Annotated in this window: 20 protein-coding genes; 16 read left to right on the top strand and 4 right to left on the bottom strand. The window is 53.7% G+C overall.

Going from position 1 to position 18,722, the window contains the following annotated elements:
* Nucleotides 1-63 precede the first annotated feature (63 nt).
* From FHS18_RS11705 to FHS18_RS11695, 3 genes are read left to right on the top strand one after another with little or no spacing between them, the layout of a single operon-like run.
* A complete protein-coding gene (locus tag FHS18_RS11705) occupies nucleotides 64-381 on the top strand; it encodes a hypothetical protein (RefSeq protein WP_183600225.1) in 318 nt (105 codons plus the stop codon).
* A gap of 53 nt (nucleotides 382-434) precedes the next feature.
* Nucleotides 435-1,580 (top strand): hypothetical protein, encoded by a 1,146-nt coding sequence (locus FHS18_RS11700; RefSeq protein WP_183600224.1) that lies wholly within the window; start codon nucleotides 435-437, stop codon nucleotides 1,578-1,580.
* 16 nt (nucleotides 1,581-1,596) lie between these two features.
* Nucleotides 1,597-3,966: a type IA DNA topoisomerase gene (locus tag FHS18_RS11695; protein ID WP_183600223.1), complete on the top strand. Its 2,370-nt coding sequence runs from the start codon at nucleotides 1,597-1,599 to the stop codon at nucleotides 3,964-3,966.
* A 129-nt stretch (nucleotides 3,967-4,095) separates the two neighbouring features.
* Here the strand turns inward: FHS18_RS11695 and FHS18_RS11690 are convergent, their stop codons facing one another.
* Nucleotides 4,096-4,836, bottom strand: coding sequence for an HAD family hydrolase (locus tag FHS18_RS11690; protein WP_183600393.1), 741 nt, complete (start codon nucleotides 4,834-4,836; stop codon nucleotides 4,096-4,098).
* 126 nt (nucleotides 4,837-4,962) lie between these two features.
* On the opposite strand from FHS18_RS11690, the gene FHS18_RS11685 reads away from it, so the two are divergent.
* Nucleotides 4,963-5,100 (top strand): hypothetical protein, encoded by a 138-nt coding sequence (locus tag FHS18_RS11685; RefSeq protein WP_183600221.1) that lies wholly within the window; start codon nucleotides 4,963-4,965, stop codon nucleotides 5,098-5,100.
* A 181-nt stretch (nucleotides 5,101-5,281) separates the two neighbouring features.
* Here FHS18_RS11685 and FHS18_RS11680 read toward each other — a convergent pair whose 3' ends face one another.
* Nucleotides 5,282-5,503 (bottom strand): hypothetical protein, encoded by a 222-nt coding sequence (locus FHS18_RS11680; protein ID WP_183600219.1) that lies wholly within the window; start codon nucleotides 5,501-5,503, stop codon nucleotides 5,282-5,284.
* A gap of 150 nt (nucleotides 5,504-5,653) precedes the next feature.
* Here FHS18_RS11680 and FHS18_RS11675 point away from each other — a divergent pair, with 150 nt between their 5' ends.
* The 9 genes from FHS18_RS11675 to FHS18_RS11635 all read left to right on the top strand — a co-directional run bounded on the left by FHS18_RS11675 (nucleotide 5,654) and on the right by FHS18_RS11635 (nucleotide 14,206).
* Nucleotides 5,654-6,379, top strand: a complete 726-nt coding sequence (locus FHS18_RS11675; protein WP_183600217.1) for a phosphonate ABC transporter ATP-binding protein — start codon at nucleotides 5,654-5,656, stop codon at nucleotides 6,377-6,379.
* Nucleotides 6,380-6,474: 95 nt separating this feature from the next.
* Entirely contained in the window at nucleotides 6,475-7,086 is a 612-nt protein-coding gene (locus FHS18_RS11670; RefSeq protein WP_183600215.1) for a DUF3298 and DUF4163 domain-containing protein, read from the top strand.
* Nucleotides 7,087-7,172: 86 nt separating this feature from the next.
* Nucleotides 7,173-7,733: a response regulator gene (locus FHS18_RS11665; protein ID WP_183600213.1), complete on the top strand. Its 561-nt coding sequence runs from the start codon at nucleotides 7,173-7,175 to the stop codon at nucleotides 7,731-7,733.
* 22 nt (nucleotides 7,734-7,755) lie between these two features.
* Complete coding sequence (locus tag FHS18_RS11660) at nucleotides 7,756-8,049, top strand: hypothetical protein (RefSeq protein WP_183600211.1); 294 nt, start codon at nucleotides 7,756-7,758, stop codon at nucleotides 8,047-8,049.
* 71 nt (nucleotides 8,050-8,120) lie between these two features.
* Entirely contained in the window at nucleotides 8,121-9,794 is a 1,674-nt protein-coding gene (locus FHS18_RS11655; RefSeq protein ID WP_183600209.1) for an APC family permease, read from the top strand.
* Between the two features lie 182 nt (nucleotides 9,795-9,976).
* A complete protein-coding gene (locus FHS18_RS11650; protein WP_183600207.1) occupies nucleotides 9,977-10,630 on the top strand; it encodes an MOSC domain-containing protein in 654 nt (217 codons plus the stop codon).
* 41 nt (nucleotides 10,631-10,671) lie between these two features.
* Nucleotides 10,672-11,685, top strand: coding sequence for a phosphotransferase (locus FHS18_RS11645; RefSeq protein WP_183600205.1), 1,014 nt, complete (start codon nucleotides 10,672-10,674; stop codon nucleotides 11,683-11,685).
* A gap of 110 nt (nucleotides 11,686-11,795) precedes the next feature.
* Complete coding sequence (locus tag FHS18_RS11640; RefSeq protein WP_183600203.1) at nucleotides 11,796-12,710, top strand: polysaccharide deacetylase family protein; 915 nt, start codon at nucleotides 11,796-11,798, stop codon at nucleotides 12,708-12,710.
* Between the two features lie 95 nt (nucleotides 12,711-12,805).
* On the top strand, nucleotides 12,806-14,206 hold the full coding sequence (locus FHS18_RS11635; RefSeq protein ID WP_246427593.1) for an aldehyde dehydrogenase: 1,401 nt from the start codon (nucleotides 12,806-12,808) through the stop codon (nucleotides 14,204-14,206).
* 2 nt (nucleotides 14,207-14,208) lie between these two features.
* On the opposite strand, the gene FHS18_RS11630 is transcribed toward FHS18_RS11635, so the two are convergent.
* Nucleotides 14,209-15,219 (bottom strand): YpdA family putative bacillithiol disulfide reductase, encoded by a 1,011-nt coding sequence (locus FHS18_RS11630; RefSeq protein ID WP_183600201.1) that lies wholly within the window; start codon nucleotides 15,217-15,219, stop codon nucleotides 14,209-14,211.
* Between the two features lie 198 nt (nucleotides 15,220-15,417).
* Here FHS18_RS11630 and FHS18_RS11625 point away from each other — a divergent pair, with 198 nt between their 5' ends.
* Nucleotides 15,418-15,951 (top strand): ADP-heptose synthase, encoded by a 534-nt coding sequence (locus tag FHS18_RS11625; RefSeq protein ID WP_183600199.1) that lies wholly within the window; start codon nucleotides 15,418-15,420, stop codon nucleotides 15,949-15,951.
* A gap of 118 nt (nucleotides 15,952-16,069) precedes the next feature.
* Here FHS18_RS11625 and FHS18_RS11620 read toward each other — a convergent pair whose 3' ends face one another.
* A complete protein-coding gene (locus tag FHS18_RS11620) occupies nucleotides 16,070-16,372 on the bottom strand; it encodes an HNH endonuclease (protein ID WP_183600197.1) in 303 nt (100 codons plus the stop codon).
* Between the two features lie 391 nt (nucleotides 16,373-16,763).
* Here FHS18_RS11620 and serS point away from each other — a divergent pair, with 391 nt between their 5' ends.
* Complete coding sequence (gene serS / locus FHS18_RS11615) at nucleotides 16,764-18,038, top strand: serine--tRNA ligase (RefSeq protein ID WP_183600195.1); 1,275 nt, start codon at nucleotides 16,764-16,766, stop codon at nucleotides 18,036-18,038.
* Nucleotides 18,039-18,210: 172 nt separating this feature from the next.
* Nucleotides 18,211-18,600, top strand: a complete 390-nt coding sequence (locus FHS18_RS11610; RefSeq protein ID WP_183600193.1) for a VOC family protein — start codon at nucleotides 18,211-18,213, stop codon at nucleotides 18,598-18,600.
* Nucleotides 18,601-18,722: the final 122 nt, after the last annotated feature.

Genomic DNA, 18,722 nt, shown 5'->3' with positions numbered 1-18,722 from the left:
CCACAAGTAGACAAAAAGCGCCCTCGGGCGCTTTTTGTTGCTTCCTGAAGGAGAGGACTAGCTATGATTCAATACGATAATGAAGATATTCGAGAATTAACCTTCACCGCGTTCCATCCTCGTATTGAGCGTCGCGATGAACAGTGGATTGACATCGATATCAAATTCGAAGTTGCGGACCCGTCGCAATTCCATACGGATCTTGTCGAACCGACGGCGCTCGTCATCTGCAATCTGGCAGGAACAATCGCGCAGATGGTCCCGCAAGATGAAGGCTGCGATTGCGAATTTCAATTTACGTTCAGCGAGAAGGAGCAGCTTCGAGCCTTTATTGAATCGGATATCGTTCAATCGCAAATCGCAAAATTAGCTTCCCTGTAAGCAGGAAAGTTGTGGTAGAATGGGCATACCATAACTTGTCCGGGGGTGCTTAGGTGCAGACGGATCGCGCGGCTATACTGACGCCTGATGATGTTCGGAACATCCACAGCTATGTCCAACGTAAATATGCGGGGCTGCCAACAGAAAGGCATTCCGAGATTGTAACTGACGCCATGCAGCGGATTGTGCTGCGGCAATTGCCGGATTTTCCAGAGGAGATTCGACTACAGCTGACGGACAAGCTGCTCTCGGAAGTCGTCATAGAACAGAAACGTCCAGTTGGCGCGGAGCATGTATTCGCCGCTTCATTAACGGTCGACCTTACTGAACCGCGATTAGTGGAATCGTTGCATTTGTGGGCTGAACACCGGCTTCAGCTTATTGTGGAGCAGGAATCCTTCATTCATCTTGTGACGACAGCGGCCGATAAACTGCATGCTGGTAACGGGAAGCAAGATCTGCAGCAGCAAGTATGGCAGTCTTTCAGCAATGAAGCGGCCCAACATGCAAGCACCGTGACGCAAGCGCGGAAAATAGCACCGATACGGGCACAAACCGTTGTTCGATTGCAGCCAGCGGAGCAGATCACGCCCTTCGTGCGACGCAGACCTGTTCTATACGGGGTACTCTGCATGTTGGTCGCATTAGGTATGCTATGGTACGGCTACAAGATGATCGTCCCTTTTCTGCCGATCAAACCGCAGGCGATGCATATCCCGGTAGAACCGGTTGAAGTGCCGGCAGCGCGACTGAACGAACTTCCCGCAGACTTGCGGTATACGGAAATTGACCGCGAACGTCTGACGGCCTATTTGAATAAGAAGAATTCCCTCCTAGCCGAGCCTGAGTATCGGGATGATATCATCAAGGTTGCAAAGGAGAAGGATATCCATCCTTTGTTACTCTTTGCTATAACCGGGCAGGAGCAAGCTTTTGTCCCTAGATCGCATAAATTGGCCGAACTGATGGTGAACAATCCGTTTAACGTGTATCATAGTTATTTGGAGTACAACACAACGTTGGAACAAGCAGCCGCTATCGCGGGCAATACGATTAACCGGCTGAGCAAAGACCGTCCTGCCAATATAGATCCGATCCAGTGGATTAACCGTCAATATGCGGAGGATAAGAATTGGTGGAAAGGTGTTTCCAGCATCTTGAAGTCAATGAAGCGACATATGGAGACAAGCGCGGAATGAATAGAGAGGCGATTCATTGAAAACGTTAATCATCGCAGAGAAACCGGATATGGGCCGAACGATCGCAGCCGTTCTCGAGCCGAAGGCACAGAACAAACGAACGTATTTGGAAGGCGAGCGTCACATCATTACGTGGGCGATCGGTCACCTGGTCAGTCTGGCCGAACCGGATCGATACGATAGCCGATATAAACGATGGAATGAGGCGGATCTTCCGATCATTCCGGAACGATTCAAGCTGTGGCCGAACCCGAGAACGAACGATCAGTTGAAGACGATCGGAGAGCTTGCGAAGCGATGCAACAAGCTCGTTAATGCATGCGACGCCGGGCGGGAAGGACAGCTTATTTTTCATCTGATCAAACAGTATCTGAAACTGTCCCAGCCGGTGGATCGATTGTGGATCTCGGACTTAACGCCGGAGACGATCCGGAAGGGATTCGACTCGCTGCGGAGTGACGCCGATTATGAGAACCTCACAAAAGCAGCGCGATCGCGAAGCGAAGCGGATTGGCTTGTCGGCATGAACGCATCGCGCGCCTTTACGATTCGGCACAAAACCCTCCTATCCGTAGGCAGGGTTCAGACGCCTGTTCTGGCGCTGCTCTACGATCGTCACAAGGAGATTACCGCGTTCAATAGCGAAACTTATTTTGTCGTGCAGGCCACCTTCGCGCAGTCTGATATGGTGTATAAAGGCATATGGCAAGGTGACCGGATCACCCAGCAAGAGAAGGCCGAGACGCTGGCGGCGAAGGTTAAAGGCAAACCAGCGCGCATCATTAGTTACGAGACGAACGAAACGAAGGAATATCCGTTCCGGCTATACGACCTGACGCTTCTGCAGCGGGAAGCGAACGGCCGATACGGCTATCCGGCGAAGAAGACGCTCGATATCGCGCAATCGTTGTATGAGAAACATAAGGTGATCACGTATCCGCGTACGAGCTCGAACTATGTGACGGAAGAGAATATCCCCGTCATGGGCAATGTGTTGAACATGCTGCAACATACGCAGGCTTACGGTCAATTAGCCAATGGCGCCGACCGCAGCCGCGTGCACAAAGGGAACAAAGCCGTCTGCAATCCCGCCAAGGTTGAGGACCACCATGCGATTCTGCCTACTCCTAAGAAGCCAGGCACGCTTAGCACCGAAGAGCAGAATATCTACGATATGATCGTGCGGCGGTTCTTGTCCCATTATTATCCGCCTGCTCGCTACAACAACCATGAGGTGATCACGGAGGTTGAAGGCGAACAGTTCAAGACAAGAGCCAAGGAGCAGCTCGATCCAGGTTGGCGCGTCGTCCTGGCCGGTCATGACCAACAGGAGTCCGGCAAGGGCAAAGGGAAGAAGAAAAAGGATGAGCAGGCGGAAGATCAGGACGATGACCTGATGGAAACCGATCGTCCTTTTAGCGTGAACCCGCAAGATCCTGTCAAGTGTAAGGACGCTAAGGCGTTGGAGAAGGCGACGCAGCCTCCTAAGCCATATACCGAGGGAACGTTGCTCAAAGCGATGGAGAGCGCGGGGAAATCGATCGAGGACGATGAACTAAGGGAAGCGATGAAGCAGACCGGACTTGGCACGCCGGCAACGCGTGCGGCCACGATCGAGCGTCTCAAACAGGTTGGTTATATTAAACCATCCGGCAAGCGGCTCGACATTACGACCAAAGGCTGCGCGGCGATCGAACTTATCCGGGGAGCGGGCGTTGAACTGCTGGCTTCGCCGGAAATGACGGGCCGTTGGGAGCAACGCCTTCACCAGATCTCCAAAGGTGAAGCATCTGACGAGCAGTTCATGCAGAAGGTGAAGCAATTCGCGGAGATGATCGTGGGCAAAGTACGGCTTCAGCCCAAAGCGGAGGCGAGCTTGTTCGGCGAGACGGACGACGGGCGGTCTGCGAAGGGGCGCGGCAAGGCGAGCGGCAGCAAGAGCCGCGGAGCTGGCGCTGGAGCGGGAACGGCCGTTGCAACGGGGAGTGGTCGGTCACGCAGCACTACCGCTGCCGCCGAGCCGAAGGTGAAGAAGGAACGGGTGGCGACGAAGAGTCGCGCCAAAGCAGCGCCTACCGGTCAGCAGACAGCGGCTTCCCCCAATACCCCGGAAGTCATCGCCATATGTCCGCGGCCAGGCTGCGGCGGCCGAATCGTGGAAGGCAAGCGGGGATTCGGCTGCATGCGTTTCAAGGAAGGGTGTTCGTTCGTCATCTGGAAGGAGCAGTACGGCAAGACGGTTACCGCAGCGATGGCAAAGTCGCTTATCACCAGGGGCGAAACCCGGAAACTCTCGTTCAAGAGAGAGGATGGACAAGCTACTTCAGGCAAACTCGTCCTTGCGGATCCTTCATCCGGTAAAGTCGTTCTACAGGAAATGGGCTAGCACGGCGCTCGTTCTATCATGCATACAAAAGAGGCTTGTCCGAAACGTCATGACGTTCGGCAAGCCTTTTCTTGTATATCCCGCATCCAGTGGGATCACGTCGTTAAGCCAATCAACAGCACTCCGCTGCTAGGACGGTTGACGATCCAGATAACCGTGAATCGTAACGGGTACTTCCTTCAGCTGATTGAGCGTAAAAAAAGCGCCTTTCGGCTCGACATCGATACCGACAATATTGTAGGCCCATTCCGAATCCGTCTGCATATGAATCGCGTGGATACCGGCTGTTAAGGCAGGGACGATATCCGTTCGGATCGAATTGCCAATCATCCACGTATGGGAACGGTCGAAACCGCCAGTAGCGATAATATCTTCCATCGCGTCGATGTTTTTGCGGGAACGAACATAGATCCGTTGCTGGAAATAACGTTCCAATTGCACTTGCTTTATTTTACGTTCCTGAATCAACACTTCTCCACCGGTGTACAAATGAAGCTCATGTCCGCTGCTAGCCAGGCGGTCCAGCGTCTCTTCCATGAACGGATAAGGCTCTACCTGATGGTCATACACGCTGCGCCCCAGCTGCCAGAGGAAATCCTCTTCCACGGCCGAACGGGCTCGTCCATATAACGTGGAGAAATGGCGGTATGTCTTAATGAACGACTCCGGGAAGTGGTCGCTCTTGAAGCCTTCCGCGTGAACGCCCGCGATATCGATCTCGGTCTGCTTCTCGCGAATGACCGCTGGCGTGAGGCCGGTTCCGTTGAACCAAGTGGTCATGGCGTCAACGAACTGATCGATCACGTGATAGAAATACTTGTTGCAGTAAATGAGCGTATCGTCCAAATCAAACAGAATCTTCTGCTTCATCATAGGCATGGCTCCTTCTCCAAATGATTCCGCCGTATACTCAATCTACAGTATTCGCCTACCTGACGTCAAACGGAATAAACAAGCCTCAACATACAGATACTGTAAGTGGAGGTGATGTTCCCCATGCCAATTAATAAGAGCGAGAAGAAGGACAATCAATACAATGAGTCGAGATTCAAGGACCGTTCGCGTACGCCAGATCTCGAGAAATTCGCAAACCGCCCTGCGAGCTTGAACGGGATTAATAAAAACTTACCGTAACGCGAACATGGTGCAACACAAAACGCGCTTCCCCATTGGATGTTGACCATCCAGGGAGGCGCGCCTTTGTTTAAATAAAAGCATTTATAAGTTTCACGGTTATACATCATCTTCTATGTCTCCGGAATGAAACGCGCCCGCGCCATCAAAGACGGCGGCAAACGTTTCAACTTGTATGGCATTAAGCATACTTCTGCAGTTTAGCTGTCAGATCTTTGCGAATGAAAGCCATCCGTCTGCGAGCGTAGAAATCGTAGCTCTCCCGATTCAATTCAGCAGGCTTGATTGCTACCTCCGTATTGTTATCCACAATCGTTAACGAGCCATCCGCATAAAACTTAAAGGTCAAATCCCGAAATGGACGATACCGTTCAATAAATCGATAGTTCTCGCAGCGCAGCATGATGATCAAGCCTCCTTCAAATTGGTAAGGGTAGAACATTTGTTCTTGTTTTGATTATACCAAACATTTGTTCGGATGGAAACTATTTTTCTAAACATTTAAACTAGGATGATAGATTGCAAGTCTGATGAAAAAAGGAGTTCACCGGGTATGATCAAAGTATCGCAATTATCGAAGCAAATTCCCGGCGGTCCCTCCGCATTATCGGGGATCAGCTTTGAAATCGGGCAAGGCGAATTCGTCGCCATTAAAGGGGCGAGCGGGAGCGGGAAGTCTCTGCTGCTGCGCTGCCTGGCATTACGTGAACGATGGAGCTACGGCGATTACGTCGTGGATGGCGTAGACATTTTTAAGAAAGGGCTTTCAGGCAGATTGAAGGTTCGGCGCGAGATGGCTTATCTGGAAGAGAAACCGACGCTGATCCCGAACAAGACGGCGCTCAAAAACGTGTTGGTTGGCGCTGCTCACCAAACGCCGATCTGGCGAAGAGTGACGGGCATGATTCGCAATGATGACTATATGGGCGCCATGGACATGATCGAGAAAATGGGCCTGCTCGATAAAGCGCATCAGAAGGGCGATAAGCTTAGCGGCGGGGAGAAGCAGCGGTTCGCGATTGCCAGAGCGTTGGTGCACGGCGCGAAAACGCTGTTGGTCGATGAGCCGGTCTCCGGCCTTGATCCGCACCAGGCGGAAGTCGTGCTAAGCGACCTGAAGCGGATGTGCAAGTCGCAGGGCATTACCGTCATTGCAGTCATGTCGCAGGGAGATTGGGCCGAGCGTTTCGCAGACCGCATCCTAGGGCTAAATAACGGTAAGCTCGTCGTCGATATTAAAGGAAGAAGAATGACCGAGCGGGAGAAAATGCTCATCTAACGAATCTGCCGCAGCTTTAGAATCATATGAAACGCAAGACAAGCCTGCCTGCATACAATGAGGTTATAATGATGAATAGGCAGGTGTCTTGCGTTATGGCATTCCAATTCCCGGTTATCGTCACGCCTTCCCGCATTACCTTTCCGAAAGCTGAGCTTTGGATCCCGGTTGTCAGCGGGCTTCACAGCGCGTCCGCCCGCAATACGATTAACGATACGATCCGGCACAATGTGCGCGAGCTCATTGCGGATCAAGGATCGCTCGACGATCCGCGGGCAGAGATGCAGGGTTATTTTGAACTGAAGACGAACGAGAAGAACGTGCTCAGCTTGTCCTTGTACAATTATGCGTATACTGGCGGCGCACACGGGCTTACGCTGCAGCAGTCGCTTACCTTCGATAATGCGACAGGCAAGTCCTATACGCTTGCCGAACTGTTCAAGCCGGGCAGCAACTATGTGAGCAGGCTTAGTGAACTTATTAAGGCTCAAATCGCGCAGCGGCAGATTGCTACGCTGGGACCATTCGAGTCGATTCGGCCGGATCAGTCGTACTACATTGCCGACCGGGCGCTGGTCATTTATTTTGCCCTGTATGAAATTACGCCATATGCCTTCGGTTTCCCTTATTTCCCACTATCTGTTTTTGAATTAGCTGATATTATTAATCCGAACGGTCCTTTAGCAGTGATGACCGTGAACGATTAATTAACGGCTTGATATTGAACCTGCTGTACTTGATCGCTGGAATGTGAGAGAGCGGCTGGGCCACAACGCCAAGGAGTCCTACTCAGATGATAGTAATAATAATTGTGATCCTCATCCTTGCAGCGATTGCACTCGTAAGCGTGTGGAAGAACAGCGCGAAACGGCAGGAGACCGATTCGCAGCCAGCATTGTTAACGGAATTAAATACTAGCCCGATTAATAAGCCTCTTGAAGCGGCTAAGTCCAATCCAGCAGTGGAAGCCCAGATCCCGGAGATTCGCGCAATAGGCGATGCGAAAGTTGTCTTGATCGTCGATGATCAGCCTGCAATACGGATGCTTCTACGAGAAGTGTTCGAGCTCGAAGGAATCGAAGTCTATGAGGCTCCGCATGGCCGAACCGCGATTGAGCTCATTAAGCGCACGAGAATCGATTTTGTTCTGCTGGATTTAAAAATGCCGGATATGGACGGCATCACGGTGCTTCGTGAAATCCGGGAGGTAAACAAATTCGTCAAAGTAGCGATGATCACCGCCTACAGCGATCCGCTGCAACGGGATGAAGCGGTCCGGCTTGGGGTTCTGACCCAGTTCACCAAGCCCTTCGATATCGGGAATGTCAAAAATTTCGTCCTCTCCAAGCTATAGGCGAGAGGGGAGAGGAGGGGCTATGAAAGTCAGAATTGGCCTTGGGATTGTGGCTCACTTCATATTGGGCCTGATGCTGCCCTATGTTGTCGTTGGTTCCGTTGTGCTGCTGTACGGCTTCATGGCGCCGCCGACGGATGCGGAGCGCACGAAAGGACTAATTATTGGGATAATCTATCTGGCATTCTTTATTGGCGTAAACTTCTTGACGCTAAGAGGATTGCCTGGCCGACAGCGGTTGCAGCTGTTCCTCGTTCAGTTCGCGGTCTTCATGGTAGCAGCAGTCAGCATGTTCGCCTCGCTTCGATGGTCTTAGTGCCATCGAAGCTTTTTTTATGCGTATGACGATCCGCCCCTTGTCATAGAGTCAAGTAGGGGGGGATGTCTATGTTAGCCGTCTTACTAGGATTCGGCTTGTTCGTGCTAGTCTGTTTCCTTGCCTTATACCTCGGAATGACGGCGCAGCAGCAGGTTCGCCTTTCCCTGCATCAGTCTCTCCACGATCATTCGAAATACGTCCGATTCATGCAGGATAAGCATGACTTGAATCGTCTGGGCTATGCCCAGCAGCTGACGAGGAGGCTGAACGGATTCTCCGTATTCGCGGTTCCGTTCTCCGGCATGTCGGTGATGACGGGAGCCGCATTGCTGCTGCTTCCCGCGTTAGCGCAAGGTGGTCCGTGGCTGCTGAGTTTCGGCTGGCCGATCTTAGGGTTGTTCACGTTGCTGGTTGCTTGCTCGCATGCCGCGCAAAGTTCGGCTTATCCGACGGCGGGCGGCATCTACCATTCAACGGTAGCGGCAGGCGGGCGGAGAACCGGTATTACTGCCGGATGGCTGCAATTCCTAGGAACGCTGTTCCTGCTTGCGGGAAGCAATCTTTTGCTCGCGTACTGGCTTACCTCGACGATCGCCGTCATGGGTTCATTCGAGCTTGAGCGTTGGCATTTCCTCGGTCTGCTAGCCGGGTTATATGCGAGTCAATATCTGTATAGCGTTCGTGCCGCAAGCTCGCTGGGCCGTTATCTTACGGGCACGGCTTGGATGCAGGTGGCAGCAATCGTGCTTACGCTCGTCCTATTGTCCATTTCAAGATGGGGCGGTTATTTGCCGCTGACGGAGATGTTCCGATGGCATCATCCCTTCGACGTGTCAGGCGGATCGAGCAGTCTGGCATCCGCTCTGACAGGACTTCTTCTGCTCGCGCGGCCGTTAATGGGGGCTGAGCATACCGCTACGTTGGCGGAAGAGACCGTGGATCCTCGTATTCAAATTCCGTGGGCCATTTTTCTGTCGACGGTTTATGTCTTTATATTCGGCTATATCCTGTTCGCCATCTTGTTTATCCATTATCCGCTGGTACCCGATCAGCACGTGACGTGGCAGCTTCTCCTTGACGACATCGCTTCCCGTTGGGAGCTATGGGGCGACTGGCTTTCCCCGTTATGCATGGTGATCGTGCTCTGGTCGGGATGGAGCAGCGGCCTCGTGGCGATGACGGCAGCGTCGCGGCTGTGGCTCGCGATGAGCCGGGATGAGACCGTTCCGCTTGCGCGCTTAGGGACGAAGGTATCGCGTCGATGGCGCGTACCTCACGTTGCACTCTTCGGCGCCGCAGGCTTGTCAATGCTGGCAGCGTTCCTTCTGCTTGCTATCCATGACAACGGGGAAACTGAGCTCGCCATATGCGTACAACTGCTGGCGCTAGGCATGCTCGGTTTACACGGTGCGGCATGGATTTCGGTTGGCGCCAGACGAATTGCGTCGATCCGTCACAAAACGCTTGCTGCAGGCCCTTGGCAATTAGGCGTCTGGGGGCCAATCGTCGAATATGCGGCTCTTGGTTTCCTGCTGCTCATGATCGGTGGGGCGGCTTGGTTATTGACGGCGTCATCCTGGTTGGTCGTTGGCGTTGCTCTCATTACGATTTGGCTTGCGACTGTTAGGAGAATTCGTCATTCGCGGAGAAAAGAATTCGTGAAGGCTACCGGCGCAAACCGGTTCAGCCGGCGGCAGCTCGAGGAATTGATTCAAATCGAGCGAAACTACACCGAACTTTAATTTCCCGCGTTGGACCACGCTATTTCCCGGGGAAGCGCAGAAAACAACAGGAAGGGTGTCGTTTCGACAGGTAAGGGATGTGACGGAATGACGCAATCCGACACCGTAAACGAAGATTGCCAACCCTTTCCTGCACCGCTTATAATAACGGGTATTAGAAACGAGAAAAAGGTGGGAAATACATGCAACAGATCGGAACGCTGATCGCGTTGAACGTATCCAAACCGGTCAAAATCATGCACGGCAGCAAAGAGATCGAGACCGGAATATTCAAGGAGCCGAAACAAGGCCGCGTATACCTGTCGAAGCTGGGGCTTGATGGCGATGGTCAAGCGGACATGGTCCACCATGGCGGCGAAGATAAGGCCGTATGCGTTTACTCCGAGCAGCATTTTGCCTATTGGGCGGAGCAATGGGGCAAGCCGGTTCAGCCAGGCGCATTCGGCGAGAATTTTACGGTCAGCCGCATGACGGAAGATACGCTCCACATTGGCGATGTATTGAAGGTTGGCGGCGCCTTGCTGCAAGTAAGCCAGCCTCGCCAGCCGTGCTTCAAACTCGGCTTAAAGCATGAATTGCCCGCCTTGCCTGCCGCGATTCAGGATAACGGATATACGGGCTTCTACTTGCGCGTGCTGGAAGAAGGCGAGGTTGAAGCAGGCGATCCGGTCTTTCTCATCGATCAGGATCAGTCCGCAGTCTCGCTGCAGGAGGCCAACCGGGTGATGCATCTGGATAAGAAGGATGTGGAGGGGATCCGCTCGTTGCTGCGACTGACAGCATTGTCTGCCAGCTGGCAGGACACTTTGGCCAGCCGCTTGGCCAAGCTTAGCTAACGCTGATTTGTCGTTTATGACGTTAATTATTGGAGGCCACTATGATGACGATGACGGACGGCGAATTGGCCGTCTTTTTGAATGCTTACGAATGGCGTGGGCCATGGCGTGCCGAGAAGGAAGAGAGCGGCATGAATAATACGACCATGATGATTTATGCCGCCAATGAACGCTATGTGCTGCGGATCTACGATAATCATCAAGATGAAGGTGTCGTGCAGGTCGAGCATCAGGTGCTGCAAGCGCTCGCTCGGTCGGACATGCCGATCCAAGTGCCGAAGCCGGTTGCCAATAAACAGGGGCTGACCGTGTCGACAGCACCGGACGGCAAGTTGGCCGCGCTTTATCACTATATTGAGGGACATCGACCGACGGTGGATAATCTGCATCATGTCGCCGGACTGGGACAAGCGGCTGGCAGCGTCGCTAAAGTCCTGCAGCATGTGACGATCCAGGCTGATCCTCTCTATGATCCTTATTATCGCTGCGAAACGACGCATGCTGCCATGGCGGCTGATGTTCTCAAGGCGTTATGCCGTACACATGCGTTGACGGAAGGGCAGCTGGCAGGGGTTGAGACGATGCTGACGCATCGGGCACGGTTGGCAAAGCTTACGCCGCAGATCGAGAAGCTGCCGCATCAATGGATTCATGGCGATATCGTGTTCACGAACAGCGTCGCGCAAGGCGACCGGGTCGTAGGGCTGCTCGATTTTGAATTCACGACCGTGGATGTGCGCGTTATGGAAGTGGCGGTCGTCCTTGCCGAGTTTCCGTCCGAGGATTCACAGCTAGCCCTTCAGCGCATCGATACCTTCTGCAGCGGTTACGGTTCGCAGATGCGGCTTACCCGGGAAGAGCTGGAGCTGCTGCCCGCGTTGATCAAGCTGCGGATGATGGATGTTTTCCTTCATTTTGCGGGGCGCCTGTCGGAAGGGCTGGACGACGCGCATGTCTGGGCGCATCAGATCGAGCGTAATTCCTATGTGTGCGAATGGGTAGACCGTTACGCGGACGAGCTAAGCGGAATATTCGCTCGGCGGCTTGGAGCATGAAACGAAGCGTCCCGGCCATATACTGGTCATAAGCCGTTCGTTAAGCAGGTTAATGATCGTTTGTCGAAAGGCTGTTTGGCCAGATCCGCGAAGCGTTAGGAGGGACCGTTATGCAATCAACCGCGCAACGTCTTGGATTCGGGCCGCAGGATCGTTTGCTAATCGTGAATGCGGATGATTTCGGACTCTGTCATGCCACCAATGAAGGAATCAAACAGCTGCTGAGCGAAGGAATCGTCTCTTCCGCCACGATCATGATGCCTTGCGGATGGTCACGCGATGCGGCGTTATGGAGCGCGCGCCACCGTCATCTCGATATCGGCGTTCACTTGACGTTCACCAGCGAATGGAACGCGGTCAAGTGGGGACCTGTGTTCCGAGGCGGCAGTACGCTGTCGCTGGTGACGGACGAGGGATATTTCCATAAAGAGGTCAAATCGTTCGAGCGTGCCGCAGATGCGGAGGAGGTCCGGCAGGAGCTCGTCGCGCAGATCGATATGGCGCTTGAACTGGGCATTGACGTCACCCATGCGGATAATCATATGGGAAGCCTGTACGGCCTACAGTCCGGCCGGCATTTCCTGGAAGCGGTATTCGACGTATGCGCCGAATATGGGTTGCCTTTCCGGCTTCCCCGGAATCTGCTGCTCGAGAACGGCCAGGTGGCGCCTCCGGAATTGGCGGATCAAGCCAAACGCATGGCAGCGCTCGCGGATCACAAAGGCGTCGTCGTGCTCGACTACTTGCTCGGCCTGCCTTTCCGAAGCGCGCAAGGCGATACGTACGACACCTTCAAATCGCAGATGATCTCGCTGCTGCGCGGCCTCCATCCCGGGGTATCCGAGATTATTATTCATCCCTCGCTCGTTAACGAAGAACTGATGGCCTTCCACGATGCTCCTCTGCGCAGAGGCATGGAGATGGAGTTATTCCGTGACCCCGATGTGCGGCAGACGATTACCGAAGAAGGAATATTGCCCGTCCGTTGGCGGGATCTTCGCGCGCTGCAGCGATCCGGTCAATAAGTTATTCGGTGCCTGTATCTCCCTTGCCCATTCGTTGGATGGGCAAGGGTTTTGTTGTATACTGGGCGTAATAGCTAGAACATATGGAGGCCCTTATGATACTTAATAGCATGAATGAAACGCCGGCAGGCGAAATATCCGCGATCGTGAAGCGTCAGAAGGAATGGTTCGCTTCGGAAGGTCCGCTTGCGCTCGAAGCCCGCGTCGAGTTGCTACGAAAGCTAAAGTCGGCCATCAAGACGAACGAACAGGTGCTCCTGGAAGCCTTGCGGCTGGATCTGAACAAACATGTGGATGAGGCTTTCACGACCGAGATCGGCATTCTCTATCAAGAAATCAATCATACCTTGAAACATCTGAAGAAGTGGGCGAAGCCGAAGCGAGTGAAGACGCCATTTATTTTCATCGGGGCCAAAAGCCGCATCATTCCCGAACCTTATGGCACTGCACTCATCATCGCGCCTTGGAATTATCCGGTACAGTTAGCGCTTGCGCCGGCGATCGGAGCGATTGCCGCGGGCAATACCGTCGTGATCAAGCCTTCCGAACTGACGCCGCATGTTGCGGTCACTGTGGCAAAGCTGATTAGAGAAACATTCGATCCACGCGCGGTTGCCGTGGTGGAAGGCGGGATCGAGAGCAGCCAGACGCTGCTGTCGGAACCTTTCGATTATATCTTCTTCACGGGCAGCGTAGCGGTCGGAAGAACGATCATGGCCGCGGCTGCCAAGCAGCTGATACCCGTGACGCTCGAGCTCGGGGGCAAAAGCCCGTGTATCGTGCACGAAGACGCGAATTTGAAGCTGGCAGCCAGAAGGATCATCTACGGCAAGCTGACCAATGCCGGCCAGACGTGCGTTGCGCCGGATTATATTCTCGTCCACGAACGTGTCAAGGATGCGCTTATCCCTGAGCTGATCGCTGCCATCGAACAGTACTACGGCCAAGATCCGGCCAATTCGGACCGGTTCGGCAAAATCGTCAATGAGCGCCACTTCAAACGGTTAACGGCTTATCTGACGAACGGCCGTATTCGCTATGGCTGCAAGTTGAACGAAGCCGCACTGAAGATCGGACCTACGCTGTTGGAGGATGTCGCTTGGGATGAGCCTGTAATGGAAGATGAGATTTTCGGTCCGATTTTGCCTATTATGACCTATTCATCCATAGAGGAAGCGGTGAAGCTTGTGAACGGGAGGCCGAAGCCGCTAGCGCTTTATCTGTTCACGGAAAGTCGCGAAGCAGAAGAGAAGGTTCTTGGACGGATTTCGTTCGGCGGAGGCTGCGTGAACGATACGCTGCTTCATTTGGGGACGCCTTATTTGCCTTTCGGCGGAGTAGGGGAGAGCGGGATCGGCAGCTATCACGGGGAGAGCAGCTTTCAGACGTTCTCGCATTACAAGAGCGTGCTGAAGCAAACGACGCGCTTCGATCTGCCCCTCCGTTATCCGGCGGAGAAGAGCAGAATCGAAATGCTGCGTAAAGCGATGAAATAAATTTAATTCCCTTGCTTGGCGTAACTGGTTTCAGTGGACAATTGCTCGCGCAGATGAGCGGCAATCTTGCGACCATGGAAGCGGCCGCTCTCGATGAAGATCTCGTTCGCTTCCCGGCGGGATGCGACAACTCCAGCCAGATAAATGCCGGGGATATTCGTTTCCATCGTCTCGTCGTTGAAGGTAGGGTAGCCTTCTTCCTCGATCGTGACGCCTATTGCCGTCAGGAAGGCGCGGTCGGGATGGAAGCCGGTGAGGGCCAGGACAAAATCGTTCGGTAGCTGCTCTTCGCCCGACGGGCCGGTCACGGTGACGGATCCTTGCTCGATAGCGGTGACTCTGGAGTCGAAGCGCATCGCGATCCGGCCTTTATTCACGAGACTCTCGAAATTAGGCTTCACCCAAGGCTTGATGCTGCTGGAATATTGGCTGCCGCGATAGACGACGGTGACGCGCGCCGCTACCCGCTCAAGCTCCAAAGCCGCGTCGATGGCAGAGTTGCTGCCGCCAATAATAGCGACATCCATCCCCGTGTAGGGATGGGCTTCCCGGAAGAAATGGCTTACCTTCTCCAGGTCTTCGCCGGGGATGCCGAGCTTGTTCGGATGGTCAAAATAACCGGTGGCGATGATGACCGTAGGCGTCCGGTAGATTTTGGCTTCGCCTCTGCGGTCATAGCTCGTCAGCTCGTAGCTGCCGTCTGCTAGCTTGGAGACGCCGGTAACGGTCTCGTAGGCGTTAACGCGCACCTCGTGCCGGAGCGCAACGGTGCGATAATAGTTCAGCGCCTCCAAGCGCGAAGGCTTGTCGTTGGCCGTCGTGAACGGGACCCCGCCGATCTCTAACAGCTGAGGCGAGCTGAAAAAATGCATATAAACGGGATATTGCGAGATCGAGTGGACAATGTTCCGTTTCTCGATAATCAGCGCATTAATGCCTGCAGCTTGCAGCTCGATGGCCGCGGCAAGACCGCAAGGTCCCGCACCGATAATAATGGCTTGTTCTTGATTCATCTGGTATGACCTCCATGCATGACAGTGCGAATTGCCACTGGTTTTGGAATTTATCTATGTTCCATTGTAGCACAATTCGCGTCAGCGGCTGCGAGGACGGGCCAATCTTCCCGCATTTGTCTCTGTGTACGGGCTGTTGATTGTTGTATAATGAGGGAGCAAGTTGATACTTATGCATATTTGATAGGGGGAGATAGAATGCGACGCCGCTTTGTTATTGAAGCTGTAATGGTAGCTACATATGGACAATTGCTCGTGCCAAGCCGGCCGGTCGATTTTGTCTTGCCATATTCGACGGTTCTCGAGTTGTACGATATGAAGGACGGCGTGGAACCGATCATGGATGATCCGGATGACGACGCGCACGTAAAGCGTAAAATAGCCGAACTGATTGATTTTTTCGAGGATCCGCTCAACCGCAAGAAAATCGAGCGCGCTTTGCAAGTGCCATGGCGCGAGAGCTCTCCGCTGCTTCTCAATGAGCGCGTGCAGTTTACGATCGTGCACTCGGTCGATAATGCGCAATACGGCGAATATTTTGACCCGGTGGAGACGGAGATTCTGCTGACGGCCATGAAATTCGATATTCCGCTACTGTCGGACCAGTTCGATTTCCAAGATCGGCTCATTGAAGCCGAGATTCCGGTGCAAATCTTCGATATCGAGGATTACGACTTCGCTGTCGAAGAGGATATGAACGCTTCCGATTGGGAGACGTCCCGGGATTTGTAGCGGGTAAACAGAAGAACCATGAACCTATGTATGGTCAGGGCTGCATGCCAAGTCTTAGAACTTGAAACGCGAGGCCAATGACCTGAGGTCCATGGTTTTTTGCCGTTGATGGAAGGATTCACCGCTGACGAACACGAGCCGACTTCTTCACTTTCGGGATAACGCCTGGCGGTTGTTTGCGGATGTAGCGCAAAAAGGAGGCAATCGTCTCATCGTGCTGCAGAGCAGGAATGGTCGTGAGGGCGAGCGTCACCAAATCTTCGTTCGTATAAAGGGAGTGGATTTGTTTATGGCAAGGCTTGCACAGCATCGCGGTAGGAAGGAAGGTCCCGCCGAGCTCCTTGGGCGTCAAATGATGCTCCGTCAGTTCGCAGCCTTCCCGTTCGCAAAGCCCGCACTTGCCTAGAGTGGCGGCTTTCATAAGCAATCGACCTCCGAGTCACATGAATCGATTATAGGTTGGTATCATGATTCATGAAATATACGGGCAGGGGACAGCCGCTGTGATGAATGGATTAATGAGGGCTTGCGCGGTAACCGATCAGCTGTTATAATGACAAACAACAAATTCAGAACGGACCATGCCAATGAAGAGCATCCAACTCGGAGGCGTTGCGACCGGGAGCCCTTATGCAAGTCTTCAAGGATAGCTTCCCTAAGTACTCCGGCCCCGCACCGTTATTCGCGGATCAAGTGAGTCGGCTATTGCCAAGAGCCGGCTAAGTTGGGTGGCACCGCGAGAGAAGCGCTCCTCGTCCCATGATGGGACAGGAGCGCTTTTTTTTATTCTCAAAAAGAGGAGCGGGTGCAACATGTTGGATATTCGTACGATTCGGGAACAGGCCGATGCGGTGCAAGATGCTGCGGATCGGAAGGGGCTGGAGCTTGACGTCGGAGCACTGATCCGGGCAGATGAAGAACGTCGCAATCGGATGGGAGTTGTGGAGCAGCTGCGAGCCGAGCGCAATGCGTGTGCCCGGCAGGTAGCGCAATTGGCCAAGGAGGGACGGCATGAAGAAGCGGAAGTCGTCAAACAGGAGGCAAGCAGACGCAATGTTACGTTAGCGCGCGAAGAGGAGTTGCTGAAGCAGGTTGAAGCGGAATATGAAGAACTGATGCTGTACGTGCCGAACTTCTACTCGCCGGATACGCCGATCGGAGCGAGCGACGCGGACAACGTGGAAGTAAGACGGGTCGGCGAGCAGCCGCAATTCGAATATGCGGCCAAGGATCATGTCGCGCTAGGCGAGGAGCTTGGCTTGATCGATCTCGAGCGCGGCGTGAAGATTGCCGGCAGTCGGCATTACGTGCTGCAAGGTGCAGGCCAGTTGCTCCATCGGGCGGTGCAGCAGCTCGCGCTTGATCTACTGGCGGATGAAGGGTACACGTTGTTCGAGGTGCCCATGATGGCAAGAGAAGAGACGTTCTATAAGACCGGATTCTTCCCTGCCGGCAAAGACCAGGCGTATGCGCTTGAAGGGGAAAAGGCACTGCTGGCCGGGACTGCCGAGGTACCGCTCGTCGCCCTCTATGGCGATGAGGTGCTCGATCTGCATGAACCGCTCCGCCTTGGCGCGGCATCGTCTTGCTTCCGCAGCGAGGTTGGCAAGGCCGGGAAGGATGTGCATGGTCTGTACCGCGTCCATCAGTTCGCGAAGGTCGAGCAGGTGGTCATCTGCCAAGCCAATGAGGCGCTCGCGGAACAGATGCTTCAGCAGATATTGGGTAATGCAGAGCGGCTGCTGCAGTTGCTAGAGCTGCCATATCGCGTCGTGGCGGTCTGTACCGGCGATCTATCGCAGAAGAATTATAAGCAGTACGATGTGGAAACGTGGATGCCAAGCCGAGGCCAATATGGCGAAACCCATTCGGCTTCGAGCTTGCTCGACTTTCAGGCGAGACGCTCGCGAATCCGTTACCGGGATGAGGAGGGCAAGTTGCGTTTTGCCTACACGCTGAACAATACCATGGTCGCGACGCCGCGAATTCTGATTCCGCTGTTGGAGAATCATCAGCGCGAAGACGGTTCGATCCATATTCCGGAAGCGCTGCGGCCATATATGAGAGGGCTTCAGGAGCTTCGTTAATTAGGGAGCCGCTTAAGGGGCTACAATAGAAGTTCGAGACCTTGTGATGGCCAGTGAGCCGCACAAGGTCTTTTTCGTAATCCACGCTTGATTAAAGAGAACATATGTTCTATACTGATTATACTTATCCAACACATGCGGAGTCGTTGGAACGGATCAAGGAGGAGTAGCCGTGCTGCATCATGTCGAGTTATACGTATCCAATCTGGCGCGTTCCGAACAATTCTGGGGGTGGATGCTGGAGCAGCTCGGTTATGAGCGCTATCAGAGCTGGGAGCTCGGATTCAGCTACCGGCATGGAAAGTCGTATCTTGTCTTCGTGCAAGCTGAGCTGCGCTATATGGATCAGCCTTATCACCGTAAGCGCGTCGGGCTGAATCATCTGGCCTTCCACGCGATGTCGAGGGAGCAGGTCGACGAACTCACCATCGCGCTTCAAGAACGGGATGTGACCATTCTGTATGCGCAAGACCACCCGTTTGCTGGCGGGGTCGAGCATTATGCGGTCTATTTTGAGGACCCGGACCGAATCAAGGTGGAGCTTGTTGCGCCAGGAGAATAATCGGGCTAAGGCTGCGTTGGGACAATCAAGTGTGGCGGGTTTGGACGCGAACAGGTATACTGATGGAAAACTTCCCCTAACGGATGGAAGTTTGCTGTTTGTATAGACGAGGAGGTTTAAGC

Source organism: Paenibacillus phyllosphaerae (assembly GCF_014192105.1).
GTDB classification, from domain to species: domain Bacteria; phylum Bacillota; class Bacilli; order Paenibacillales; family Paenibacillaceae; genus Paenibacillus_Z; species Paenibacillus_Z phyllosphaerae.
Note: the sequence above shows the minus strand (reverse complement) of the source record. Positions and strands in the feature narration are given on the sequence as shown.